Origin of the sequence: Sphingomonas fucosidasi (assembly GCF_036663855.1) — a bacterium.
Classification (GTDB): Bacteria; Pseudomonadota; Alphaproteobacteria; order Sphingomonadales; family Sphingomonadaceae; genus Sphingomonas; species Sphingomonas faeni_B.
This window is the reverse complement of the sequence record NZ_JAXOJR010000005.1, coordinates 297082-321657: the sequence shown is the minus strand read 5'-3', so window position 1 is coordinate 321657 and position 24576 is coordinate 297082. Positions and strand designations below refer to the sequence as shown.

The 24576-nt window shown below is 66.9% G+C and carries 20 protein-coding genes; 6 read left to right on the top strand and 14 right to left on the bottom strand.

Annotation, left to right across the window (positions count from 1 at the left end):
• Positions 1–34 precede the first annotated feature (34 nt).
• Both U1737_RS11360 and U1737_RS11355 read left to right on the top strand, forming a co-directional pair.
• The gene (locus tag U1737_RS11360; protein ID WP_332796863.1) at positions 35–1729 is read left to right on the top strand and encodes a M28 family metallopeptidase; all 1695 of its coding nucleotides are present in this window, start codon (positions 35–37) and stop codon (positions 1727–1729) included.
• Positions 1730–1733: 4 nt separating this feature from the next.
• A complete protein-coding gene (locus U1737_RS11355; protein ID WP_248522506.1) occupies positions 1734–2570 on the top strand; it encodes a Rossmann-fold NAD(P)-binding domain-containing protein in 837 nt (278 codons plus the stop codon).
• Here the strand turns inward: U1737_RS11355 and U1737_RS11350 are convergent.
• From U1737_RS11350 to U1737_RS11340, 3 genes are all read right to left on the bottom strand, one after another.
• On the bottom strand, positions 2483–3406 hold the full coding sequence (locus tag U1737_RS11350; RefSeq protein WP_248522508.1) for a DMT family transporter: 924 nt from the start codon (positions 3404–3406) through the stop codon (positions 2483–2485). The two genes, U1737_RS11355 and U1737_RS11350, sit on opposite strands and share 88 nt — an antisense overlap.
• Positions 3403–4404, bottom strand: coding sequence for a threonine aldolase family protein (locus U1737_RS11345; protein WP_332796862.1), 1002 nt, complete (start codon positions 4402–4404; stop codon positions 3403–3405). The genes U1737_RS11350 and U1737_RS11345 overlap by 4 nt, the downstream gene beginning before the upstream one ends.
• A 158-nt stretch (positions 4405–4562) precedes the next feature.
• The gene (locus U1737_RS11340) at positions 4563–6719 is read right to left on the bottom strand and encodes a transglycosylase domain-containing protein (protein WP_332796861.1); all 2157 of its coding nucleotides are present in this window, start codon (positions 6717–6719) and stop codon (positions 4563–4565) included.
• Positions 6720–6917: 198 nt separating this feature from the next.
• On the opposite strand from U1737_RS11340, the gene U1737_RS11335 reads away from it, so the two are divergent.
• A complete protein-coding gene (locus tag U1737_RS11335; RefSeq protein ID WP_332796860.1) occupies positions 6918–7526 on the top strand; it encodes an NADPH-dependent FMN reductase in 609 nt (202 codons plus the stop codon).
• 336 nt (positions 7527–7862) lie between these two features.
• Here U1737_RS11335 and U1737_RS11330 read toward each other — a convergent pair whose 3' ends face one another.
• The 8 genes from U1737_RS11330 to U1737_RS11295 form a co-directional block, all read right to left on the bottom strand.
• Positions 7863–8894: a sensor histidine kinase gene (locus U1737_RS11330; RefSeq protein ID WP_332796859.1), complete on the bottom strand. Its 1032-nt coding sequence runs from the start codon at positions 8892–8894 to the stop codon at positions 7863–7865.
• Positions 8891–9331, bottom strand: a complete 441-nt coding sequence (locus U1737_RS11325; protein WP_248522517.1) for a response regulator — start codon at positions 9329–9331, stop codon at positions 8891–8893. The genes U1737_RS11330 and U1737_RS11325 overlap by 4 nt, the downstream gene beginning before the upstream one ends.
• Positions 9328–10836, bottom strand: a complete 1509-nt coding sequence (locus tag U1737_RS11320) for a sensor histidine kinase (protein WP_248522519.1) — start codon at positions 10834–10836, stop codon at positions 9328–9330. The genes U1737_RS11325 and U1737_RS11320 overlap by 4 nt, the downstream gene beginning before the upstream one ends.
• A gap of 218 nt (positions 10837–11054) precedes the next feature.
• On the bottom strand, positions 11055–11834 hold the full coding sequence (locus U1737_RS11315) for a 3'-5' exonuclease (protein WP_332796858.1): 780 nt from the start codon (positions 11832–11834) through the stop codon (positions 11055–11057).
• Between the two features lie 27 nt (positions 11835–11861).
• Positions 11862–12311 (bottom strand): PH domain-containing protein, encoded by a 450-nt coding sequence (locus U1737_RS11310; protein ID WP_332796857.1) that lies wholly within the window; start codon positions 12309–12311, stop codon positions 11862–11864.
• Positions 12312–12642: 331 nt separating this feature from the next.
• Positions 12643–14016, bottom strand: coding sequence for a phosphoglucomutase/phosphomannomutase PgmG (gene pgmG / locus U1737_RS11305; protein ID WP_248522525.1), 1374 nt, complete (start codon positions 14014–14016; stop codon positions 12643–12645).
• Between the two features lie 145 nt (positions 14017–14161).
• Positions 14162–14416, bottom strand: coding sequence for a DnaJ domain-containing protein (locus U1737_RS11300; RefSeq protein WP_248522527.1), 255 nt, complete (start codon positions 14414–14416; stop codon positions 14162–14164).
• A complete protein-coding gene (locus U1737_RS11295; protein WP_248522968.1) occupies positions 14413–15225 on the bottom strand; it encodes a division plane positioning ATPase MipZ in 813 nt (270 codons plus the stop codon). Before U1737_RS11295 ends, U1737_RS11300 begins: the two co-directional genes overlap by 4 nt.
• An 81-nt stretch (positions 15226–15306) precedes the next feature.
• Between U1737_RS11295 and panC the strand changes: the two genes are divergently transcribed.
• Positions 15307–16146: a pantoate--beta-alanine ligase gene (gene panC, locus U1737_RS11290; protein ID WP_332796856.1), complete on the top strand. Its 840-nt coding sequence runs from the start codon at positions 15307–15309 to the stop codon at positions 16144–16146.
• Positions 16147–16224: 78 nt separating this feature from the next.
• Complete coding sequence (locus U1737_RS11285; protein WP_332796855.1) at positions 16225–16521, top strand: SEL1-like repeat protein; 297 nt, start codon at positions 16225–16227, stop codon at positions 16519–16521.
• Between the two features lie 162 nt (positions 16522–16683).
• Here U1737_RS11285 and topA read toward each other — a convergent pair whose 3' ends face one another.
• Both topA and U1737_RS11275 read right to left on the bottom strand, forming a co-directional pair.
• Positions 16684–19302 carry a type I DNA topoisomerase gene (gene topA / locus U1737_RS11280; protein ID WP_332796854.1) on the bottom strand — a complete coding sequence of 873 codons (2619 nt, stop codon included), beginning with the start codon at positions 19300–19302 and terminating at the stop codon, positions 16684–16686.
• 327 nt (positions 19303–19629) lie between these two features.
• Entirely contained in the window at positions 19630–21792 is a 2163-nt protein-coding gene (locus U1737_RS11275) for a TonB-dependent siderophore receptor (RefSeq protein WP_332796853.1), read from the bottom strand.
• Positions 21793–21987: 195 nt separating this feature from the next.
• Between U1737_RS11275 and U1737_RS11270 the strand changes: the two genes are divergently transcribed.
• Positions 21988–22359, top strand: a complete 372-nt coding sequence (locus U1737_RS11270) for a hypothetical protein (protein ID WP_332796852.1) — start codon at positions 21988–21990, stop codon at positions 22357–22359.
• Positions 22360–22701: 342 nt separating this feature from the next.
• Here the strand turns inward: U1737_RS11270 and U1737_RS11265 are convergent, their stop codons facing one another.
• Positions 22702–24348 (bottom strand): Na+/H+ antiporter, encoded by a 1647-nt coding sequence (locus U1737_RS11265; RefSeq protein WP_332796851.1) that lies wholly within the window; start codon positions 24346–24348, stop codon positions 22702–22704.
• Positions 24349–24576 lie beyond the last annotated feature (228 nt).

Below are 24576 nucleotides of genomic sequence, written 5' to 3'. Positions count from 1 at the left end.
CGCTGCAACACGTTCCCTTTGCAAGGATTTCCGGATGTATCGTCCTCTCGGCGCGCTCGCGTTGCTCGCGCTATCTACGTCCGCTCTGGCGCAGACGGCGCCCAAGACCGCACCGGTGACGGCGCCGAACGTTGCCGAACTGAACGGGAAGCTTGCCGCGCCGCTGCCGGCGGATCAGGCGGCGATGAAGGCGCATGTGCTGTTCCTCGCGTCGGATGCGATGAAGGGGCGCGAGGCCGGCAGCCCCGAGTTCGATATCGCCGCGCAGTATGTCGCTGCGCAATTCTATGCCGCGGGGCTGCGTCCGGGCGGCGATGCGGGGGGGTATCTCCAGGCGGTGCCGCTGGTGTCGTACAAGGCGGCAAGCAAGGGCGATTTCGTCTGGACCGGTCGCGGGGCCGCGCAGCCGCTCGTGTTCGGTGAGGATTACGTGCCCGCCGCGAACGGCGCGAAGGCGGAGACGAGCGTTTCGGCGCCGGTGGTCTTCGTCGGGTACGGGATCGACGCGCCGCAATACGGTCAGGACGACTACAAGGGCGTCGACGTGCGCGGCAAGATCGTCGCGTATTTCGGCGGCTCGCCGGCGCGGTTCGGCGGTGAGGAGCGTGCGTTCTTCGGGTCGGGCGGTACCAAGGCGGCGACCGCACAGGCGAAGGGCGCGGTCGGCGTGATCACGCTGGAGAGCCCGCGCTCGGCCAAGGTGCGGACGTTCGCCAAAATGGCGGACTCCTACGCTACGCCGCGGATGACTTGGGCGAACCCGGACGGCACGGGCAAGGTCGACGCCGCGCGCGCGCCGTCGCTCGGCACGGTCAGCATGGTCGGTGCGGCCAAGCTGTTTGCCGGTGCGAAGACGCCGTGGAGCCGGATCGTCAAGCAGGCGGACAGCGACAACGCCAAGTTCAAATCGATGCCGCTGGTCGGCTCGCTGACGGTCGCGACGAAGACGAGCTTCGTGCCCGCCGCGAGCAGCAACGTGGTCGGTGTGATCCCGGGCCGCGATCCGGTGGTCGGCAAGGAGGTCGTCGTGCTGTCGGCGCATCTCGACCACATCGGCATCACCAAGCCTGTGAAGGGCGACGCCTTGAACAACGGCGCGCTCGACAATGCGATCGGCATCGCCAGCCTGATCGAGGAGGCCAAGCGCTTCACGGCCAGCGGGCAGGCGCCCAAGCGGACGATCATGTTCCTTGCCGTCACCGGCGAGGAGAAGGGGCTGGTCGGGTCCGATTATTTCACCAACCATCCGACCGTGCCGCTGACCTCGATCGTCGCGGACGTGAATCTCGACATGCCGATCCTGACCTACAAGTTCGAGGACATGGTAGTGTTCGGCGCCGAGCGCTCCACCATCGGCCCGATCGTCCAGAAGGCGGTGGCGGCGATCGGCGTCGGCCTGTCGCCCGATCCGATGCCGGAGGAGGGGATCTTCGTTCGCTCGGATCACTTCCGCTTCGTCCAGAAGGGTATCCCTTCGGTGTTCCTGTGGCCGGGTCAGAAGGGGCCGGGCAAGGCCGCGGTCGCGTATTTCATGGCGAACAATTATCACAAGCCGTCGGACGATTTGACGCAGCCGATCCTGTGGGATCAGGGCGTGCGGTTCGTCGATGCGAACTACCGAATCGCGCGCGAGATCGCCGATGGCGCGCAGCGGCCGGTGTGGAATGCGGGCGATTATTTCGGGACGCTCTACAAGGGCCCGATGGCGCCCACCGGGACGGGGAACTGATCGTATGAGCCGGCTGCTGATCTTCGGTCTGGGGTACACGGCGTCGCGGATCGCGGAGCGGCTGGCAGCGGACGGCTGGCATGTCGTTGGTACGACGCGCGATGGGCGCAATGGTACGCTCCGGTTCGACGATGTGGACGCGGTGACGGCGGAGATCGCGGCGGCGACGCATATCCTGTCGTCGGTGCCGCCCGAGCATGATGCGGACCCGGTGCTCGGGCGCTACGGGTCGCTGTTGCTGCGGACGCGGGCGTGGCTCGGATACCTGTCGTCGACCGGCGTGTACGGCGATGCGCAGGGGGCGTGGGTCGACGAGACGTCGCCGATAGGTGGCGGGCGTCGGAGCGCGCGGGCGGCGGCCGATGCGGACTGGCTGGCCATTGGCGCGCGGACGTTCCGGTTGCCGGGGATCTATGGCCCCGGTCGTTCGCCGCTCGACCGGGTGCGGCAGGGCAAGGCTCATCGGATCGAGCAACCCGGGCAGGTGTTCAGCCGTGCGCATGTCGACGACATCGTCTCGGGCGTGATCGCCGGTTTCGATGCGCCGGCGGGGGCGTACAACATCGCGGACGATGTGCCCGCGTCGCAGAACGACGTCGTGGTGTTCGCGGCAATGCTGCTCGGGATGCCCGCGCCGCCGTTCGTGACGCTCGAGGAGCTCTCGGCGATGGGGCGCGGGTTTTATAACGAGAACCGGCGGGTCGCGAACGACAAGGCGAAGCGGGTGCTGGGCTGGACGCCCGCCTGGCCCGACTACCGTGCCGGCCTGCGGGCGCTGAGTGCGATGACGAGGCCGATCCCGGACAATATCGCGCCGGCGACCGCCAGGGTCGACCAGTGATAGCGCTCGAAGATCGTCGATAGCAGCATCGCGATCACCGGCACGATCACGCCCGAATAGGCCGCCTTGGCGGGGCCGATCGCGCGGATGACGTTGAAATACAGCGGGAAGGCGAGCGCCGACGCGAACACGCCGAGATAGAGGATGCCGGCGACATAGCCGAAGCGCGGCTCGAACACCGGCGGCCCGGTGGTGATCCAGGCGAAGGCTGCATCGAGGCTAGCACCGATCAGCATCGCGATCGCCAGCGTCGGCGCCATCGGATAGCGCTTGGCGAACGCGCTGCCCTGAATGACGTTGGCGACCGATGCCGCCATCACGCCGCACAAGGTCAGCACGATGCCGATCGTCGCCGAGCGCGGCCCGTGCGGATCGACGCGCGCTTCGTTGACGAACAGCAACGCGACGCCCGCCATCGCGACCGCGCATCCGACCATGAGTTGGCGCCCGAGGCGTTGCTTGAGGAAGATGCGGCCGAAGATCGCGTTAGGGACGAGCAGGAGGGCGAACACCACCGCGACGAGCCCGGAGGTGACGTAATGCTCGGCGCGGTAGACGAAGTTGAAGTTGAACGTGAACAGCGCGATACCGATGACGGCCGCGAACGCGTAGCCGCGGGCGTCGAACTTGAAGCTCTCGCGCTTGATGGTGGCGTAGATCGCCATCGCGATGCCGGCGACGAGAAAGCGATAGCTGATCGACCAGCTCGGTGGGACCACCGCGATCTGGTCGCGGATGACGAGCCAGGTCGAACCCCAGATCAGCGTGACGATGCCGAACGGGATCAGCACTGCGGCCCGCGTAGACTGTGGCGGGTCGGTTGGGCCGGGGGTCATAACTCCCGGATCGCGTCGGCGAGCAGGGCGACCGCGTCCGCCGGGCTGTCCCAGGCGGTGACGAGCCGGATTTCGCCTGCGGCCCAGTCGTAGAAGTCGAAGCCCGTCGCCCGCAGCGCTGCGGCTTCTTCCGGCGTGGCGCGGAGGAACACTTCGTTCGCCTCGACCGGGTGGACGAGGCGATTGTCGGCCGCGGCGGCGAGTTTCGCCGCGGCGTCGTTCGCGGCCTTGGCGTTGGCGAGCCAGAGGTCGTCGTCGAGCATCGCCAGGATTTGTGCGGCGAGGTAGCGCCCCTTCGACAACAACAGGCCGGCGCGCTTGCGACGGTATTGCGTGACGGCGGCGAGGTCGGGCTTGAAGAAGACCAGCGCCTCCGCGCTCATCGCGCCGTTCTTGACGAAGCCGAAGCTGAGCGCGTCGACGCCGGCGCGCCACGTCATCTCGGCGGGGGAGCATCCGACCCGCGCCATCGCGTTGGCGAACCGCGCGCCGTCCATGTGGAAGCCGAGCCCGCGCTCCTTGGCCAGCGCGCCGATCTCCGCGACTTCGTTCGGCTGGTAGACGCGGCCATATTCGGTGGCGTTGGTGATCGAGATCGCGTGCGGCTGGACGCGGTGGACGTCGTCGGGGATCGCGTCGATGACGGTGCGGATCGTTTCGGGGGTGAGCTTCGCGCCGTCGCCCTCGGCCAGGAACAGCTTGGCGCCGTGGGTGTAGAATTCGGGCGCGCCGCCCTCGTCGTTCTGGATGTGCGCGTCGCGGTGGCAGACGATTCCGCCATGCGGGGGGCAGAGCGCGGCGAGCGCGAGGCAGTTGGCGGCGGTGCCGGTGGGAACCCAGAGGACCGCGACCTCGGTCTCGAACAGCGCCGACAGGCGGCCGTCGAGCTGCTGGCTCCACGCATCGCCCGCATAGGCGGTGTCGAGCGTGTCGGCGGCGGCGATCGCGGCCATGACGTGGGGGTGGATCGTGGCGGCGTTGTCGGAGAAAAAGCGCATGGGGAAGACATGCTGCGATGCGGTGGTGGCGTCAACGGGGGCGTTAGCTCGGAGCTTTCTACTTCGTCATCCTGGGCTCGACCCAGGACCCAGAGCCACGGATGTTGCCGTTTCGGGCTCTGGGTCCTGACTTTCGTCAGGATGACGGAGTGCGTGAGCTATTGTCCCTCGTAGGGCCCCGGTTCTTCCTCCGGCGGCCGGCGATCGTCGCGTGGTGGCGGAGCCTCCTCCCGGTCGCGGCGGGAGGGGCCGACCGAGATCGTCCCGTCCTCGCCCATCTTCAGGTTGAAGCCGAGCCCCTCGATCTCGCCACCGAGCGGCAGCACCGCATTGTCCTCATCCCCTGACGGCAACGCATCGGGATCGACCTCCTCGACCGGCGGTGGCGGCGCGGCAACCGGCGCGATCCCCAGCGCGGACTGCATGAAGTCGCGCCAGATCCGTGCCGGGATGCCGCCGCCCGACAGGCCGGGATTGGAGGAATTGTCGTCGTTGCCGACCCACACGCCGACCACCAGGTCGCGCGCGAAACCGACGAACAGCGCGTCCTTGTTGTCGGAGGTCGTGCCGGTCTTGCCGAACGCGTCGACGGTCAGGTTCGCCTGCCGCCCGGTGCCGTTGCGGATCGAGGCGGCGAGCAGGTCGAGCATTTCGTCGTGGATCTTGCTCGGCATCTCGGTCGCGCCGCCGGTCAACGACTGGTACCAGCCCTTCTCGCGCACGTCTGCGAGGCCGCGCGGCTGCACCGGATATTGCTCGCGCGCGATCGCGGCGTAGGCGGCGGTCAGCTCCAGTAGCGACACTGTCGACGTGCCGAGCCCGATCGTCGCCTCGTTCGGGATCGGGGTCGAGATGCCGAGATCGCGTGCCGCCTTGATCACCGCCTTCACGCCTACCTGTTGCGTGAGGCGCGCGGCGGCAACGTTGGACGAGCGCGCGAACGCCTGGCGCAGCGTGATCGTCCCTTGATAGCGACCGTCGCTGTTCTTGGGCGACCAGTCGCCGATCGTCACCGGGCTGTCCTCGATGGTCGAATCGGGGGTCATCCCCTGGCGCATCGCGGCGAGGTACACGAACAGCTTGAAGGTCGAGCCGGGCTGGCGGCGCGCCTGGGTCGCGCGGTTGAACGGGCTCTTGCGGTAATTCTTGCCGCCGACCATCGCGACGACACGGCCGTCGGGCCGCATCGCCACCAGCGCGACCTGCGCCTGACGCAGGCCCGCGCGCGCGACGGTACGCTCCGCGGCGCGTTGCAGCCGGGGATCGAGCGTCGTCTGGACGGTCGTTTCGGTCTTGATCTCGCCCGCCTGGTCGCGCGCCTCTGGCAGGATCCAGTCGGCGAAATAGGTCCCGTTGGGGAGTTGCCCCGGCCGGCTTGCGAGCACGCGCTGCGGCTGGACCGCGTCGCCCTCGGCCTTAGTGAGGAAGCCGGCGTCGACCATCGCGCCGACCACCACGGCCTCGCGCTTGCGTGCGCCTTCGAGGTTGGAGGTGGGGGCGAGCCGCGACGGCGCCTTGACCAGGCCGGCGAGCATCGCGGCCTGCCCGACGTTCAGCTTGTCGGGGGTGCGGCCGAAATAATGCTTGGCCGCCGCGCTGATCCCATAGGTGTTGTCGCCGAAATAGACATTCGAGAGGTAGCGCGAGAGGATCTCGTCCTTCGACAGCCAGGCCTCCAGCCAGAACGCGATCATAGCCTCGCGGATCTTTCGCGTCGCGGTGCGGTCCGAATCGAGGAACGCGTTCTTCGCGAGCTGTTGCGTGATCGTCGAGCCGCCCTGGCGGACGCCGCCCGAGCCCATGTTCGCCCAGGCCGCACGGGCGATGCCGCGCGGATCGACGCCCCAGTGCGAATAGAAGCGCCGGTCCTCGATCGCGAGAAACGCTTGCGTGACGTGCGGCGGCAGCGTGGCCGCGTCGACCGGCTTGCCGATGATCGCGCCGCGTCGCGCGATCGGCGTGCCGTCGTCCGCGGTCAGCGTGATCGAGGGTGGGGTCGGCGGCTGCAGCGATTTCGACAACGGCGCGGTGATCGCCAGCCAGATGATCGCGATCACCAGCAGAACGATGCCGATGCCGAAGCCGCGCAGAATCCAGCGACCGATCGGGCGCTTGCGTCGCGGTGCGCGGGGCGTCGCGTAGGGCGCCTGCGCGTCGCGGTCGTCGTATGGCTCGGGCTCTCCGCCATCGCGCTCGCGATCGTATTTCTGGCGGAGGCGTTCGCGTTCGGTGATCAGCCGCTCGCGCTCATAGGCATAGGGCTCGCGATCGCCGCTTGAGCCGGAACGGGAAGTATCGAAGGGATCGGGGCGCATCGGTCGTTCCAGCGGGTCGGCCAAGCGGCGGACATCAGGTGTATTATCGTTATATGACAGCTCGGGCAAGCCTATGTCCGGCGTATGCACATGCTTAACGTGTACCGGGGCTTAGCGACAGCGTCCGTGGTGGTCGTGGAGCGAGAACCGACCGAAGCGCTGTTGTCTTCGCGCGACGAAACGGAGAAGAGCGTGTCGATGACGTTCCAACAGGATGAAACCGTGGCTGCTCCCGATACTCTTCCCCTGGTTGTTGGCATTGGCGGCACGATCGGCGGCGTCTCGTCGACCGAGCGTGCGCTGCGGATCGCGCTCGATGCGGTCGAGAAACAGGGCTATCGCACGCAGATGTTCGGCGGCGCCAACATGGCGCGGCTGCCGCTGTACGATCCGAAGGCGACGACGCGGACCGCGGACGAACGCGCGTTCGTCGAGGCTGTGCGCGGGGCATCGGCGGTGATCATCGCCAGCCCGGGCTATCACGGCAGCATTTCGGGCGTGGTGAAGAACGCGCTCGATCTGCTGGAGGAAACCGCGCGCGACGAGCGGCCGTATCTGGCGGACATGCCGGTCGGGCTGATCGCCACCGCCTATGGCTGGCAGGCGACCGGCAGCACGATCGCGGCGTTGCGGTCGATCGTCCACGCGCTGCGCGGTTGGCCGACGCCGTTCGCGGCCGCGATCAACACGCAGGTGACGAAGTTCGACGACGAGGGCGGCGCGAACGACCCCGCGGTGCTGGAGCAGCTGCGTCTAGTCGGGCGTCAGGTGGCACGGTTTGCGCCGCTGTCCGAGCCGGCGAACTGAACGGAGCCGAGGAGTTCCGATTCGGTTCGTCCTGATTACCGGCTGAGCCTGTCGAAGCTGCGAATCGAAGGACAGGTTGTGTGCTTCGATACGCGCCCTCGATACGCCTCTGCGAAGCTACTCGGTCGCTACTCAGCACGAACGGAAGATAGGTGGGGCGTAGCCGGCGGAAGGACCGACCGGCCCCGAAATCCCCCCCCGCCAGGGGGAGGTGTCGTCGAAGGTGACGGATGGGGAGGACACGGAGCAGGGGTTGTCGCTTACCTCCCCCTCCGACTGGCAAGGGCCAGCCACCTCCCCCTGGCGGGGGAGGATCATCGAATGAGCTTCAACCCGTTAGCGCACCGCCGCGCGCAAGGTGGCGCGGACGCCGGTGTGGGCCGGGTCGTATTCGACGATCGTCTGGAGGCTTTGCGCCATCGCCTTGATCAGCTTGGTGCCGAGGCCGGTGCCGCGCGGCGTCGCGTCTTCGGGGATGCCGCAGCCATCGTCTTCGACCGCCAGCAGGAAGATGCCGTCGTCGATCCGGCGCAGCGCGACGCGGACTTCGCCGCCGCCGCTCGGATAGGCGTATTTGCACGCGTTGGTGACGAGTTCGGTGACGATCACGCCGAGCGATACCGCGCGGTCGGTCGGCAGGCGGATCGGTTCGGCAGCAAGGCTGAGCGCGCGGGGGAGGGCGTCGGTCGACCAGGTCTCGGCCAACTCGTCGACGAGCGCGCCGAGATATTCCTGCATGTCGACGCTCTCGACGTCGTTGCTGGTGTAGAGTCGGCGGTGGACCTGAGCGATTGCCTGGATGCGGCGCTGCGTATCCTCCAGCGCCTCGCGGGCGGAAGGATCGGTCAGCGCGGTCGCCTGGAGGCGGACCATCGCCGAGACGAGTTGCAGCGAGTTGGCGACGCGGTGGTTCACTTCGCCGAGCAACGCCTCAAGCCGCGCGTTGCTTGCGCGGAGATCGGCTTCGGCAGACGCCTTTTGCTGTTCCAGCACCGAGCGCGCGCGGACCTGTTCGAACGACGCGGCGAGCAGGTCGGAGAAATCCTCGCCGACCGTCTTCACGACATAATCGGCGGCACCGGCCTTCAGCGCGGCGACGGCGATGCGGCCTTCCTCGGAGCCGGTCACGTACACGATCGGCGGATGATCGGGCAGGCGACGCAGCGCTTCGAGCGTCTCCAGGCCGTCCATCCCTGGCATGTAGTGATCGACCGCGATCAGGTCGAAACGCTCGGCCGCGGCCTTGACGACGCCCTCAGCACCGGTCTCGGCGACGGTCATGCGGTAGCCGCGGCGTTCGAGCGCACGCGCCGCCAGCCGCCGGATACCGGCGTCGTCGTCGATGTAGAGGACGCTTGGCCCGCTCACTCTGCTTCGGGAACCTGGATCACCGACAGGAACAGCCCGAGCTGGCGGATCGCCTGCGCGAAGCTCTCATAGTTCACCGGCTTGGTGATGTAGACGTTGCAGCCGAGATCGTAGCAGCGCTCGATCTCGACCTTGTCGTCGGTGGTGGTCAGCACGACGACCGGCGTGCGCTTGAGCGGGCTGCCCTCCGCCTTGATGCGCGCCAGGATGTCCGTCCCGCTCATGTCGGGCAGGTTGAGATCGAGCAGGATCATCGCCGGGCCGCTCTTCGCCGGGCCGTCGACCGCGTTGAACAGGAAATCCAGCGCGGTGGTGCCGTCGGTAAAGTGCTTGATATCGTTGAGGATACCGGCGCGACGGATGTTCTTCTCGATCAGCCGGGCATGGCCCTCGTCGTCCTCGATCATGACGATCCCGACGGTCTGGTGCTGGTTCATGCCTTGATATCCTGAATCGACAATTCGGTGGGAAGATTGAGGCGGAAGGTGGCGCCGTCGCCGAGCGTCGACTGCACGTCGATCGTCCCGCCGAGACGATAGGCGAGTGCGCGGACATGCGCGAGTCCGATGCCTTCGCCGGGCTGGTCCTGCGCGCCCGAGCGGCGGAACAGGTCGAACACGCGCTGGTGATCGCGCGGATCGATGCCGCGGCCATTGTCGATCACCGACAGGATCACGCGGTTGCGCTCCTTGTGCCCGGTCACGACGATCTCGCCGGGACGGCCGGGTTTCAGATATTTGGTCGCGTTCTCGATCAGGTTCGACAGGATCTGTTCGAGCGCGAGGCGATCGGTGACGACCGCCGGGATCGGTCGCTCGACCCGCACGACCGCGCCGCGATCGTCGATCACGTGCTGGATCGACCCGATGATCGTGTCGACCAGTTGCGCAGGGTCGACAGGCTCGGGCGCGATCGTCCGGCGGCCTTCGCGCGACAGCTTGAGGATGGCGTTGATCAGCCGGTCCATCTTCTGCGTCGAGGTGCGGATGAAACCGATCGCCTCGGGCAGGTCCTCGCGCGCCGCCAGCCGGGCGTCCTCGGTGAGGATGTGCGGCGCCTCGGCCTCGGCACGGTCGACCAGCTCGGCGAGCGGCCCGGCGGCAGTGGAGAGTTCGGCGGTGAAGCCCATCACGTTGACCAGCGGCGAGCGCAGGTCATGGCTGACGATATAGGCGAAGCGCTGGATTTCCTCGTTCGCGCGGCTGAGATCGGCGGTGCGCTCGGTGACCTGCTCCTCGAGCGTCTCGTTGAGATCGCGCAGGCTGTCGCGCGAGGTGGCGAGATCGGCGGTGTAGCGGCGGATCACCAGGATCGCGAGGATCGCGACGACCAGCAGCAGGATCGCGGCGAGCCCTGCGACCGAGAGGAACAGCGCGCTGGTCTGTTGCTGACGCCCGCTGCGGATCGCGAGCAGGCGGACCTCGTCGGCGGCCATCGCCTGCAGCCGGTAGCGGATGCCGCGCATCAGCGGCACGCTGGCATCGACCGCGAACCGGCGCTGGGCCTCGGCGATCCGGCCGCCTGCAACCAGCGCCATCGACTGCGCCCTGAGCGCGCGCAACCGGATGAAGCGCGGCTCGATCAGGTCGAGCCGTGCGATCTGGTTCGGATTGTCGGCGGTGAGACGGCGAAGCGTGGCGATCGACGGTGCGAGATTGCCCGCGCTCCGGGCGTAAGCGTCGGAAAACAGCGGCATCCCGGTCAGGATATAGCCGCGCCGCGCCGTCTCCGACTGCTCCATCTGGATATGCAGCGTGGCGACCGCCTGGCGGACATCCTGGGTGTGGAGGATCTCGGCGGTGTAGGTGCGGTTGCGGACGGTGATCCAGCCGATCGCAATCGCTGCAGCCGCCAGCGCGACGAAGCCGAGCGTCATGAAGGCGACCAGCCACCGCGCGACCCGACCTTCGGACGAGGGCAAATTCAAACGTACGCGGACCATGGACTCGCGCTGTAAGGGAGTGCCGATCGTTACACCAGCGATACTGGATTGCCGCAGAGCAATCGGGGGGCAGCGTCTCCTTGATCCTCCCCCGCCAGGGGGAGGTGGCTGGCTCTTGCCAGACGGAGGGGGAGGATAGGGAACAGCGGTTTCCCTTACCTCCCCCTCCGACGCCTTCGGCGCCACCTCCCCCTGGCGGGGGAGGATTGAACCGGTTGCTACAGCAGCAAATCCTGCGCGCTGGCCTTGCCGACGCGGCCGCCGCCGCTGCGCCGGTCCATCTCGTGGTTGGCGGTGAAGCGGATGTCGGGATCGCGGTCGGTCATGAACGCCATCAGCGTCTCGTGGTCGAGCTCGGACCATTCCTTGCCGCGATCGGGGCCGTAGCGGACGCGCGGGATGAGGCCCGGATCGCGCGACCATTCGACGAGTTGCGCGAAGCTCGCCTCGTTGAGCATGTCGCGCAGGTGGAACGCGGTGACGTACGCATCGGGAAATGCGCGGTGCGCCGGCAGGCCGCGCTCGTGCTCCATGCCGTGGGGCTTGCGCCAATAGCGCAGCACCTGGTTCGAGAAGCTCGGGCTATCGGGCCAGAGCCGGAGCGCGCATTTCCAGGTGCAGATCCACTCGGCATCGCGGGTCAGCGCAGACGTGCAGAATTTCTGCTCGAAATCGGCGCGATGTGCGGCGAGCGCGAGGCGGCGCGGCCACGGATCGAGCACTTGCCGCGCGCAATCGTGCCAATACGGCGCGTCGGCGACGTGCTCGTCGAGGATGTGGTGGATCGCCTGGGTGATCGGCGGGATCAGCCGGCCGGGATTGACCAACAGGCTGCCGCCCTCGCCGTAGATTTCCCAGCGGCCGTCCTCGCCGAGCGCGACGTCCTGCCAGCCGATCTCGCAGACGCCGTGCGCGGGCGGGGCCGAACCGGTGGTTTCCAGATCGACGACCCGGATCATCTGCGGTTGTGGTTTGGGCTTGGGATAGGTGGGCGCCATGCCCGCCATGTGGGGACAAAAGCGCGCTTAATCCAGCGCGTATGCGTCCTCCACGTCGAGTTCGCGAACGCCGCGGCGCTGGCGCGCGCGGTCGACCAGCTTGCGCAGGCCTTCGCGACGATCGCGCGCCATCGGGATATCGCGCAGGGTGAACTCGCCGCCCGCCGTCGTGCGGTCGCTGGACGTGAGGATGATCGTGCCGATGTCGGTCATCTGGTTGAGCAGCGAATAGCCGAGCCGGACGTCCTTGATCCGGTAGAGCTCGATCTCGTCGATCGTCTTGAACAGGATGCCGCGCTTGATGATCAGGCGCTGGTCGGTGATTTCGTAGGAGGCGCTGCGGTTCTTGAGCCAGCGGACGCCGATGATGACGAAGCCGACGCCGGCGAGGCAGGCAAGCAGCGTGCCCCAACCGGCAAAGCTGCCGAGCAGCCAGCGGCGCGTGCTGGAGCGGAATTCGTCGACTGGGCGCTCCACGGGGGACTCCTTGGGGTGGTGGTTAGGACGGTAGGCGAGGGTGATGGCGTGTCAATCGCCCTTCCGTTCTCCCGCGAAGGCGGGAGTCCAGGGCTCCAGGCGCCGGCATTCGTGATTCCTGGACCCCCGCCTTCGCGGGGGAACAGCTAGGTATGGGTGCCGCTGCTCGCCGTTCGGCGCACGCTGGGTGTTCGATTTTGCGACCACCGCTCAGCCCGCCCCACCCCGGCGGAGGCCGGGCCCATTTGGGGGACGTAGTTAACGAAGCGCGGCACTTCGTTATTTACACCTTTCCAACTGGGCCCCGGCCTCCGCCGGGGTGGTGGTTGTGTTACCGTGCCGATCTCACGACACGGCTCACCGCGAGTTGCGCGTCTACCTCGGCAAGCAACGCATCGAGCGCCGCTTCGCTCTTCGCCTCGGCGCGCACCGTCAGCATCGCCTGCGTGTTCGACGCGCGGAGGAGCCACCACCCGGCAGCGGTCGTCACCCTCGCCCCATCGGTAAGGTCCATCTCCGCACCGTCCGACTTCAGCCGCGCGATCACCTCGTCCACTACCGCGAACTTCCGCGCATCCTCGACCGGAAACCGCAGATCCGGTGTCGCTACCAGCGCCGGCATCGCGTCCCGCAATTCCGTCAACGAGCGCCCCGACAGATGCACCGCGCGGATCAGTCGCACCGCCGCGTATTGCGCGTCGTCGAACCCGAAATATTCGCCCGCGAAGAACAGATGCCCGCTCAGTTCGCCGCCTAGCGGCGCGCCGGTGCTGGTCATCGCCTGCTTCATCAGGCTGTGACCGGTCGGCGCCATCACCGGCTCGCCGCCCAATTCCGTGATTCGGTCGAACAGGGCCTGTGACGACTTCACGTCGGCGACGATCGGCGCGCCGGGGTGCTCGCGCAGCGCAGGTTCGACCAATATGGAGAGAATCTGATCCCCCAAGATCACCCGGCCCGAGCCGTCGATCGCCCCGATCCGGTCGCCATCGCCATCGAAGGCCAGTCCGAAATCGAGGTTTTTCTCCGCGACCAAGCGTTTCAGAGCGGCGAGGTTCGCCTCTTCGGTAGGATCGGGATGATGGTTGGGAAAATTGCCGTCGACATCGGCGAAGATCACATGATGCTCACCCGGCAGCAGTTGCACGAGCTTCTCGATCACCGGGCCGGCGGCGGCGTTCCCCGTGTCCCAGCCGATCCGGTACGCGCCGCCCGCATAACCCGCCATCAGCCGATCGACATAAGTGTCGAGCACATCGGCGGTCGTGACCTCGCCCGCGCCTTCGCTCCAGGCGCCCGAGGCGGCGAGCGCGGCGAGCTCCTGGATGTCGTCGCCGAAAAATGGCGCATGCGCGTGCACCATCTTGAAGCCGTTATACTCGGGGGGATTGTGGCTGCCGGTTACCTGGATGCCGCCATCCACTTCTAGCGTGGCCTCGGCGTAATAGAGCATCGGCGAGGTGCTGAGGCCGATCCGGACGACGTCGACGCCGCCTGCGGTGAGGCCCGACACGAGCGCGGCTTCGAGCTCGGGGGAAGAGTTGCGGCCATCGTAGCCGACGACCACGCGGTGGCCGCCAGCCGCGCGGATGCGGGTGGCGAATCCGCGACCGATCGCGACCGCGTCGGCGGGGCCGAGCGCTTTGCCGACGATCCCGCGGATGTCGTATTCGCGGAGCGAGGTCGGGTCGAACTGGTGGGTCATGGGCCTCTCGCTAGTCGTAGTGGTGCGGGAATAGCGCCCTACCACCGTCACCCCGGACTTGTTCCGGGGGCCACGGTGCCGCGCTCTCATAACTATCAAGAGTGCGGAACGGTGGATGCCGGAACAAGCCCGGCATGACGGGGGGTTACCGGGTCCGCTTCAGCAGGAGGTCGCGCGCGGCGTTTACGCGGCGGGTCAGGTCGGTAGAGCCGCCGCGGTCGGGGTGAACCGAGGCGATCAGGCGGCGGTGTGCGCTGCGGATCGCGTCTGCGTCCGCGCTGCGGTCTATGCCAAGGATCGACCTAGCCTCTGCTTCATCGGTTACGACGCGCTGCTTTGGCTTGGGCCGCAGGTAATGCCAGGCCGCCCAGATAAACAGCGCGGCGACGATCCACTTCACGCAGCGACGTCCGGTGCGCGCTCGGCGACCACCTCGGGCAGCTGCAACGCCGCCATCATCTCGCGCAGTTCCTGGCGCGCGGCGACATGCGCCAGGCCCATGCTGCCGAACGCCTTCGAGTCGATCATCGTCAGGCCGGCGGGGAACATCTCACGGTAGATCACGCGCTCGCCGAGCCCCGGGATGATCCGGAAGCCCACGCGCTTGGCGAGCTGCGCGAGCGCATCCGACACGCGGCGCATGTTGCGCGCCTCGATATGCTGGAGGCGGTTGCGCAGCACGACCCAGTCGATCGTCGTGCCGTCGGCGCGCGCGCGCTGCTTTCGCGCATCCCAGATCAGTTCGGAATAGAAGCTCGGCCGCGTCACCTGGTAGGTCTCGGGATCGACCTGGCCGATCAGGTCGAAATCGACGAAACTGTCGTTCATCGGCGTGACCAAGGTGTTCGCCAGCGCCGCCGCAGTGCGCGCGAACGGATCGTCGCGACCCGGCGTGTCGACGACGAGGAAGTCCGAGCCCTCGCACAGCGAATGCCAGAGGTCCTCGAACTGGTCCTCGCTTTGCTCCGACAGCGTGGCGTGGCGCGGCATCGGCAGCACCGAGCCGTTGCGCTTCATCGTCTCGGCGCGGTTGTCGAGATAGCGGCCGACGGTGCGCTGGCGGTGATCCAGATCGAGACACGCGACGCGCGCGCCCTTGGCGGCAAGCGCGATCGCGACGTGCACCGCGGTCGTCGACTTGCCCGTACCGCCCTTCTCGTTGGCGAACACGATCACATGCGGCGAAGCTTGGGGAGAATCCGGGCCCATGGCCAACGCGCGTTTCCTTATTGATCGAGACTGTCACCCTTCATAGAAGCCGCGACCGCACTTATCGAGTAGGAGTTTCACGTGGACACCGTCCGGGACCTTAATGCGTTGCGCGAAAGCGTCGCCGCCTTTCGTGCGGCGGGGCAGCGCGTCGCGCTCGTCCCGACGATGGGCGCGCTCCACGCCGGCCATGTCGCGCTGATCGAGGCGGCGAAGCGGCCGGGGACCAAGGTGGTCGCGTCGATCTTCGTCAACCCGACCCAGTTCGGGCCGAACGAGGATCTGTCGCGCTATCCGCGGCGCGAGATGGCCGATATCCGGATGCTCAACGAGGCCGGGTGCGACCTGCTCTGGCTGCCGACGGTCGAGACGATGTATCCCGATGGTTTCGCGACGACGGTGCATGTCTCGGGCGTCAGCGACGGCTTCGACGGCGCCTCACGGCCCGGCCATTTCGATGGCGTCGCGACGGTCGTGTCGAAGCTGTTCAACCAGGTCGAGCCCGACGCGGCCTATTTCGGCGAGAAGGATTATCAGCAACTGGCGGTGATCCGGCGGTTCGTAGCGGATCTCGATTTCGCGATCGATATCGTCGGGGTGCCGACGCAGCGCGATGACGATGGTCTCGCGATGTCGTCACGCAACATTTATCTCGACGACGAACAGCGCAAGCAGGCGGTGGCCCTGCCGCGAGCTTTGGGCGTCGCCGCGCGGGCGATCGCGAAGGGTGAGGACGTCGATTCGGTGCTGGACGATGCGCGGACGACGTTGGTCGGGGCGGGGTTCACGATCGATTACGTTGCTCTGGCGGATGCCGAGACGCTGGCGGAGAACCCGGAGGCGGATCGCCCGCGGCGGTTGCTGGCGGCGGCCCGGATGGGCGGAACTCGGCTGATCGACAACATCGCGATAGAGTTGTAAAAAACGAGCGTTAACCCATTAACCATTTCGTAGTCGGAATCGCCGCAGTCTGTCCTCACGAACATTGGGGGCAAGACCATGGGTAGCAATCTCAAGAGCGCGAATTTTACGATCGAACGCCGTCTGGCGGATGCCGCGCGCGGCGACGACCGGGCGTGTTACGATCTGGGGATGGTGTATTCGACGGGGACGTCGGGCGTCGTCCTCGACCTGATCGAGGCGCACAAGTGGTTCAACCTGGCGGCGGTGTCGGGGAACATCGCCGCGCAGGAATGCCGTGCGGAGATCGCCGAGGACATGACCGCGCGGGAAATCTCGGTGGCGCAGCGCGCCGCGCGGGATTGGATGCAGCTGACACAACGGCGGGCTGCATAATCCTCCCCGGAACGGGGAGGGGGACCGTTCGCCGCTTGGCGAAGGGTGGAGGGGGATTGCCGCGAGCGTAGCGTTCGTGGATCTCACCTTACGCAGCGGTACGCTTGGGGAAGCCCCCCTCCACCATCCTTCGGATGGTCCCCCTCCCCTTGCAGGGGAGGATTAGGCTTCGGCTTTCTTCTTTGGAGCGGCTTTCTTGGCGGGGGTCTTTTTGGCTGGGGCCTTCTTCGCTGGAGCCTTGGCCTCTGCCGCGTCCTTCGCCACTGCCGTCTTGGCTGAGGCCTTCTTTGTCGCCGGTTTCTTGGCAGGCGCTTTCTTCTTCTTCGTCGCCGGGGCCGCGGCTGCGCGTGCGTCGATCAACGACGCGGCTTCCTCCAGCGTCAGCTGGTCCTTCTCGATCGACTTGGGCAGCGTCGCGTTGGTCGTGCCGTCGGTGACGTACGCACCGTAACGCCCCTCCATCAGCTTGATCTCCGCCTCGGTGCGCGGATGGTTGCCGAGTATCTTTAGCGGGGCCTGTGCTCCGCGCTGCTGGCGACCACCACCGGCCGCGGCTTCGGCGAGTTTCACCACGGCCGCGTTCATCCCCGTCTCGAACACGTCCGCGGTCGAGGTGAGCCGCGCGTATTTGCCTGCGTGCTTGAGATACGGACCATAGCGGCCGATCGCCGCGGTGATTAGCTCGCCGGTTTCGGGATGCGTGCCAATGGTCCGCGGCAGCGACAGCAGTTTCAGCGCCCATTCGAGATCGAGTTCGCCGATATCCTTCGGGATCGACGCCATCTTTCGCGCCTCGCCCTCGCCGATCTGGATGTACGGGCCGAACCGTCCCGACTTGCGCTCGACCGGCAGGTTCGTCTCCGGATCGACGCCCAGCGTCGACGGGCCGGCATCCGCTTCGGCGTCGCCGCCGGGTTGCGCGAACCGGCGCGTGTATTTGCACTCGGGGTAATTCGAGCAGGCGATGAACGCGCCGAACTTGCCGCCCCGAAGTGCAAGCTGACCCTCGCCGCAGTTGGGACATAGCCGCGGATCGCCGCCGTCCGCCTTTGCCGGGAACAGGTACGGCGCGAGGAACACGTCCAGTTCGGCGGTGATCGCGGAGGGCTGCTGCTCCATCACCTCGTTGGTGCGCGGCTTGAAATCGCGCCAGAACGCGTCGAGCACCGACTGCCACTGCGCGCGGCCGCCGGAGACGTCGTCGAGTTCCTCCTCCAGCTCGGCGGTGTAGTCGTAGCCGACGTACTTCTCGAAAAAGCGCTCCAGGAACGCCGTCACCAGCCGGCCGGATTCCTCGGCGAAGAAGCGGTTCTTCTCGATCCGGACGTAGGCGCGGTCCTTCAGCGTCTTGATGATCGACGCGTAGGTGGAGGGGCGGCCGATGCCGAGTTCCTCCATGCGCTTGACCAGCGAGGCTTCGGAGAAGCGTGGCGGCGGCTGGGTGAAGTGCTGCTCGGCGTCGACCTTCTTCTTCGCCGGCGTATCGCCTTCGCGCATCCGCGGCAGGCGGCGGGCGTCCTCATCGGCCGAATCATCCGACCCTTCCTCGTACAGCGCGAGATAGCCGGGGAAGAGCACGACCTGGCCGGTGGCGCGGAGGATGTTGCGGCCGGTGCCGTCGGCCATCTCGACCGTCGTGCGCTCCATCCGCGCCGACGCCATCTGGCTGGCCAGCGCGCGCTTGAAGATCAGGTCGTAGAGCCGCGCATGATCGCCGCCACCGGCCTTGTCCTTGCCGAAATCGGTCGGGCGGATCGCTTCGTGCGCTTCCTGTGCGTTCTTCGCCTTCGACTGATATTGGCGTGGCTTGTCGGGGACATAGCTTGCGTCGAAGCGGTTCGCGACGGCAAGGCGCGCGGCGCTGATCGCGCTCGAATCCATCTGCACGCCGTCGGTACGCATGTAGGTGATCGCGCCGTCCTCGTAGAGGCCCTGCGCGATCCGCATCGTGTGATCCGCCGAGAAACCGAGTTTGCGCGAGGCTTCCTGTTGCAAGGTCGAGGTGGTGAACGGCGGCGGCGGGTTGCGACCGGCGGGCTTGGTCTCGACCGACTGCACCGAGAAATTGCCGTCGAGCACCGCCTGTTTGGCGCGCAGGGCATCGCCCTCGTTACCGATCGAGAGGCGGTCGAGCTTGTTGCCCTCGAACTGCGTGAGGCGCGCGGTGAACGCGGTGCCGTCATGCTCCATATCGGCCGTCACCGACCAATATTCCTGCGGCTTGAAGACGTCGATCTCGCGCTCGCGCTGGACGATCAGGCGGAGCGAGACGGACTGGACGCGACCGGCGGACTTGGCACCGGGCAGCTTGCGCCACAGCACCGGCGAGAGCGTAAAGCCGACCAGATAATCGAGCGCACGGCGGGCGCGGTAGGCATCGATCAGATCGTCGTCGAGCTCGCGCGGGTTCTTCATCGCCTCGGTGACGGTCGCCTTGGTGATCGCGTTGAAGGTGACTCGCTCGACCTCCTTGGGCAGTGCCTTCCGCGCGCGCAGCACCTCGCGGACGTGCCACGAGATCGCCTCGCCCTCGCGATCCGGATCGGTCGCGAGGATCAGGCGGTCGGCGAGCTTGGCGAGATCGGTGATCGCCTTCAGCTGCTTCGACTTGTCCGCGTAATTCTCCCACGTCATCGCGAACGCATCGTCGGGATCGACCGAACCGTCCTTGGGCGGCAGGTCGCGGACATGGCCGTAGCTGGCCAGGACGCGGTAATCGCTGCCCAGATACTTCTCGATGGTTTTGGCCTTGGCAGGCGATTCGACGATGACAAGCTGCATGGGGAAACCGGGGTCCTTACGTGTACGCGTACGAGGGTGGCGGCGTCGGGGTGGCCGCGTCAACCCGGGGACGATCCGGAATGACGTGCATCAAGTGCCGTCGCAGTGACCGGTTTTCCAGAGGGGGCGGTTAATCTCCGAGGGGAATTGGTTGTCGGGGGCGGGATTCAAAGTGTCGAAACCGAACGATCCTCCCCTCGCAAGGGGGTAGGTGTCGCCGTAGGTGACGGAGGGGGAGGATACAGAACATCGGTTTCGCTTTCCTCCCCCTCCGTCTGGCAAGCGCCAGCCACCTCCCCCTGGCGGGGGAGGATCGTAAGGGTGGGGTCAGAAGCGGTAGCCGATCGTCGCCTGGACGGTGCGGCGGTTGCCGTACCAGCACCAGTTATAGTTGGCGAAACACGACGTCAGATACTTCTTGTCGAAGATGTTGGCGCCGTTGACCGCGAGGCTGAGTCCGCGCAGCGACGGCGCGAACTTCTCCAGGTCGTACCGCACCAGCGCATCGTACACGGTGTAGGAGGGGCTGTTGCGGCCCTCGGTTTCGCCCGGCGTGACGCCGGCATAGACCTGGTCGACATGGCGCATCGCCCCGCCGATCGTCAGCCCCGCGAGCGCACCCTCGGGCGGGGTCCAGTCGAGCGCAAGCGTCGTCCCGCCGCGTCCGACGGTTTCCAGCCCGCGCCCGATGCGCGACGGATCGTTCGCGTCCTGCGTGACCTTGACCCGCTGGCGGCTATAGGCGACGCGGGCATTGAAGCCGTAGGGCAGCGGCGCGGTGCCCTCGAACTCGACACCCTGCGAGCGGACCTTGCCGGTCTGCGTCGACACCGAGAAGGTCGGCGTCGAGGTCAGCACGTTGGTCTGATCGATCCGGAACCAGGCGCCCGACAACAGGATGGGCGTGCCCGGAACGCTGAACTTGGCGCCGGCTTCGAGCTGCTTGCCGAGTGACGGATCGGCGATGCCGAAACTCCCGTCGGGACGCAGCACGGTGCCGCCCTGCTGTTCGAACGAGGTCGAATAGCTGACATACGGCGCCAGCCCGAACGGCAGCGTGTAGAGCGCGGCGGCACGGTAGGTGAACTTCTCGTCGTGCTTGACGCCGAGATCGATCTGCTCTGCCCGGGCCCAGTCCTGGCGCCCGCTGAGGACGACACGGAGATCACCGAGCGCCATCTGGTCCTGGGCATACAGCCCTTGCTGGCGCTGGCGGATCGCGGTGTAACCCGCAAACGGATCGGGCACTGCCGCGGGGGTCCGCGGGACCGTCACGGTGCCGTAGACTGGCGCGTAGCCGTTCAGTGAGGGGGCCGATCCGAACGCGAAGTCTTCGATCGAATGCGCGACCTGGCGATCGACGCCGAACAGCAGCGTGTGCTTGATCGAACCGGTCTGGACGGTGCCGGTCAGCTGGTTGTCGAACGTCCAGTTGTTGAGCTGCTCGCGCGTCGCGTAGGATGCGCGGAGATAGGTCTGCTGGGTCGGATCGGTCGCGTCGAGGCCGCCGGCGGTGTAGATCAGGCCGAGGTTCGCCTTCACATACTGGTACCGGCCCGACGAGCGGAACGCCCAGCCGCCGCCGAAATCATGGCGGAAGATGTACGTGAGCGCGGCCTGTTCGCGGCTGAAGCGGTTGCCCTCCTCGCCGCCGTCGAAGCTGGTCGGGAGCTTGCCATTGGGGTTCGTCAGCAACGTGCCGCTGGCCGGAAACACGCCGTAGGTGCCGTTGTGCGGATCGTGCGAATAGGTGCCGAGCAGCGTGAAGCTGGTCGTGCTGCCCGCGCCCGCGGTTACCGCGGCGGAGACCGTCTGGCGCGCGCGCTTGCCGAACTTCTGCTGGGTGTCGGCACCGTTGGCGCTGCCGTTGATCCGCCACAAGACGCCTTCGCCCGCACGGCCGCCGAGATCGGCATCGACGCGGTAGAGATCGTAATTGCCGTAGGTGCCGCTGATCGCGCCGTACAGCGGCTGATCGAGCGGCAGCTTGCTCGATTCGGCGACAAGGCCGCCCGGGCTCGACTGGCCGTAGAGCACGGAGGCGGGGCCCTTGATGACCTCGATCCGGTCGAGCCGCGACACGTCGACCTGCGGCACCGCATAGCCGGATGGGCTGCCGAACTGCTTCAGCCCGTCGAGATAGACCGGCGCGTCGAACCCGCGCAGCTTGAACTGATCGTAGACTTCCGCGCTGGCCCCGCGCGTCTCGGGGGTAACGCCGGCGACGAAGCGCAGTGCCTGGTTGAGGTTCTGCAGGCTGCGACCGGCGATGTCGTCGCTGGTGATGACGCTGATCGACTGCGGCGTTTCGGCGAGCGGGGTGTCCGTCTTGGTGCCCGACGACGCCTGGCTGCGTGCATGCTGCCCGGTGACGACGACGATTCCGGTATCGGCGGTCGTCATCCCTGCGTCTGTCGCGGTTTGTGCCAGGCCGGGCGCTGCTGTCGTTGCCGAGGCCAGCAGGACGGCTATGCCGAAACGTCGTGTCATGGGATCCCTTTCGTAATCCGGCTCGGCTACCGTTCATGATAACTATTATCAATAGCGAATATGGCACGGGGTGATCGGCGCCGTAACCTGTGATATCGGCGCATCACTTTGCGCGGTTATGCCGGGCGACTTGCACAGCCGACGGTTCGGCATCACCACGGGCCGGGATCGTCGGGCAGATGGAACAGACAGGTCATGAACGAACGGAATTTGGCGGTAGAGATCGCGACGGCGGGCGATGCCGCATGGTTCGCGAAAGAACTGTCCCGCCGATTGCGGATCCGCACCATGGTGCCGAGCGAGTTTCCCGATGTCGCTGGCCCGGCGCCGGTCGGGATGGCGTGGCGGACAATCGTGCTGGAAGCACAACCCGGAGCGCGAAGCCGGCAGGCGATCGCGTTGCCGATCGGCACGTCGCTGGAGGCGCTGGACGACGACGCACTCTACGCGCTGTTCGTCCAAGCCGCGCCAGCAGGAGCGCGCGCGGTGATCGCCCGGCTTCGAAAGCTGAAGATGCCCGACTCCACCGCCGCTCTGGCTGCCCAGGCACGATCCGCGGACGGCTAAGGTTTCGGGGATGCCTGGTTCCGACGGTCGATCACCCTGCAATGGACATGATTTGGACACATATCGGACCAAGCGAGCCTGACGCGTGACGGACCGTGCTTCCGCTTCGAAGATCTGATGCTAGCTTATCGTCAGCGATGCGCGCCGAACGGCGCTGCGTCCTTGGCGCCCCACCCGGATACGAGAGTGTCGCACGGACGGGTGGGGCGCCATCGTTCACCAAAAGTTAACCAAGTGGCGGCATAGCGGCGGCAGAGGAGTCGCCTAGTAACGCGTACCTTCTGCGCTCCGCCGGTTTCAGTCACACGGACAGGCGGAGCGCAAATCCTCGCTCGATCGGCGCTACGCAAGTCCCTGGCGCGACAGCCGCGCATCGATCAGGTCGAGCTCGCGGCCCAATTGCTCCGCCAGCGTCACGCCGATTTCCCGCCGTCTCGCCAGATCGAAGATCGCGTTGCGCTCGGCGCGAACCGCGGCGAGGCGCATATCGCGTTCGATCGGCGCATCGGCCTGACCGGTACGATCTTCCGGCAGCGTCGCCAAGCTGTCGATCCGTTCGCGATATTGATCCATCAGCCGCGCGGCGATGTCGGTGAACCGGTCCGGATCATCACGGCCCTCCGCCATCTGGTGCTGGACCCGGTCGAGTTCGGCGATCGCGGCCTTGGCCGAAACCAGCCGTGCGCGGTCCCGTGCCGCCGCCACGCCTTCGTCGGGCGGCAGGTTCAGATTGCGCAACAGCAGCGGTAGGGCGATCGCGGCGATCACCAGCGACGACAGGATGACCCCCGACGCAAGGAAGATCACCAGATCGCGCGCGGGAAACGGCGTGCCGTCGTTCAGCGTGAGCGGCAGCGTCAGCGCGCCGGCCAGCGTGATCGCACCGCGCGCACCCGCCGCCGACATCGCCGCAATGATCCGCCGCGGCGGGCTGACCGCCTCGTCGTTGCGGCGGCGCGCGCGCAACAGCGTGAACTGCATCGACACCCACACCCAGCCGAACCGGAGCAGCGCGAGCCCCGCGACCACCGCCAGCACGTACACCGCCAGCCACCACGGGCTGACATGCCCGGTCGTCGTGACCGTATCGCGCGCGCGGACGAACACCTCGGGCAATTGCTCGCCGAGCAGCACGAAGATCACGCCGTTCAGCGTGAACTGCAGCATGTCCCATACCGCGCGCCGACGAATCCGCGTTCCTGCCGCGACGCTGGTGGTTGCGCCTGAGAAGGTCATCGCGATCCCGGCGGCGGCGGCGGCCAGAACGCCCGAGGCATGAACGTGCTCGGCGGCGAGATAGGCGGCGAACGGGATCAGCAGGCTGACCAGGATGTTCGATCCGGTCTCGTCGCCGAACCGGCGCGCGAACGCCGCCTTGCTCGCGACGATCGCCCAAGTCACGCCGACGCCGATCGCGACGCCCGCGAGCGCCATCCACGCGAAGGTCAATGTGGCCTCGCCGAGCGAAAAGCTACCGGTCAGCACCGCAGCGATCGCGAACCGCACGCAGACCAGCCCGGAGGCGTCGTTCAGCAGTGCTTCGCCCTCGAGGATATGCATCATCCGCTTCGGGATCGGCGCCTTCTGCGCGACCGCGGAGACCGCGATCGGATCGGTCGGCGACACCACCGCTGCCAGCGCGAACGCAACCCCGAGCGGCATTGTCGGGATCAGCCAGTGGATGAACAGCCCCATGCCCAGAACCGTGAGGAAGACGAGCCCGAGTGCCAGTCCGAGCACCGCGCCGCGATCGCGAAACAGCTCGTCCTTGGGGATTCTCCAGCCGTCCAGGAACAGCAAGGGCGGCACAAGCAGCAGGAAGAACAGCTCGGGATCGAGCTCGACGCGGACATGCGCGACCATCCCGATCAAGGCGCCGAGCGCGATCTGGACGAGCGGCCGCGGCAGTGCGGAGGGCAACATCCGCGACGCCATCCCGCTGATGACGACCGCGAGCAACAGGAACAGGCACAGGGTTACGATCTGCAAAACGGCGGGCCCTCGGATGACGTGGAGGTATCCCTATACATGAATCGATGGCGTTTTGGGGATCGCATGGTCGGCGTTCCCGTCTGCTCCCGGCCATTGGCGGACACCGTCTCAAGCTGCCACAGTAGATCCTGATGCGCTTGCGTTCCCTATGGTGTGCTTTGGCCTTATCCGCTTGCGCGGACGACCGGAGCATCGATGAAGCGGCTTTCCGAACAGTCGCAGGCT

Coding starts and splice junctions, on each gene's coding strand:
- U1737_RS11360 (WP_332796863.1), top strand. CDS start 35: ATGTATCGTCCTCTCGGCGCGCTCGCGTTGCTCGCGCTATCTACGTCC.
- U1737_RS11355 (WP_248522506.1), top strand. CDS start 1,734: ATGAGCCGGCTGCTGATCTTCGGTCTGGGGTACACGGCGTCGCGGATC.
- U1737_RS11350 (WP_248522508.1), bottom strand. CDS start 3,406: ATGACCCCCGGCCCAACCGACCCGCCACAGTCTACGCGGGCCGCAGTG.
- U1737_RS11345 (WP_332796862.1), bottom strand. CDS start 4,404: ATGCGCTTTTTCTCCGACAACGCCGCCACGATCCACCCCCACGTCATG.
- U1737_RS11340 (WP_332796861.1), bottom strand. CDS start 6,719: ATGCGCCCCGATCCCTTCGATACTTCCCGTTCCGGCTCAAGCGGCGAT.
- U1737_RS11335 (WP_332796860.1), top strand. CDS start 6,918: ATGACGTTCCAACAGGATGAAACCGTGGCTGCTCCCGATACTCTTCCC.
- U1737_RS11325 (WP_248522517.1), bottom strand. CDS start 9,331: ATGAACCAGCACCAGACCGTCGGGATCGTCATGATCGAGGACGACGAG.
- U1737_RS11320 (WP_248522519.1), bottom strand. CDS start 10,836: ATGGTCCGCGTACGTTTGAATTTGCCCTCGTCCGAAGGTCGGGTCGCG.
- U1737_RS11315 (WP_332796858.1), bottom strand. CDS start 11,834: ATGGCGCCCACCTATCCCAAGCCCAAACCACAACCGCAGATGATCCGG.
- pgmG (WP_248522525.1), bottom strand. CDS start 14,016: ATGACCCACCAGTTCGACCCGACCTCGCTCCGCGAATACGACATCCGC.
- U1737_RS11295 (WP_248522968.1), bottom strand. CDS start 15,225: ATGGGCCCGGATTCTCCCCAAGCTTCGCCGCATGTGATCGTGTTCGCC.
- U1737_RS11285 (WP_332796855.1), top strand. CDS start 16,225: ATGGGTAGCAATCTCAAGAGCGCGAATTTTACGATCGAACGCCGTCTG.
- topA (WP_332796854.1), bottom strand. CDS start 19,302: ATGCAGCTTGTCATCGTCGAATCGCCTGCCAAGGCCAAAACCATCGAG.
- U1737_RS11275 (WP_332796853.1), bottom strand. CDS start 21,792: ATGACACGACGTTTCGGCATAGCCGTCCTGCTGGCCTCGGCAACGACA.
- U1737_RS11270 (WP_332796852.1), top strand. CDS start 21,988: ATGAACGAACGGAATTTGGCGGTAGAGATCGCGACGGCGGGCGATGCC.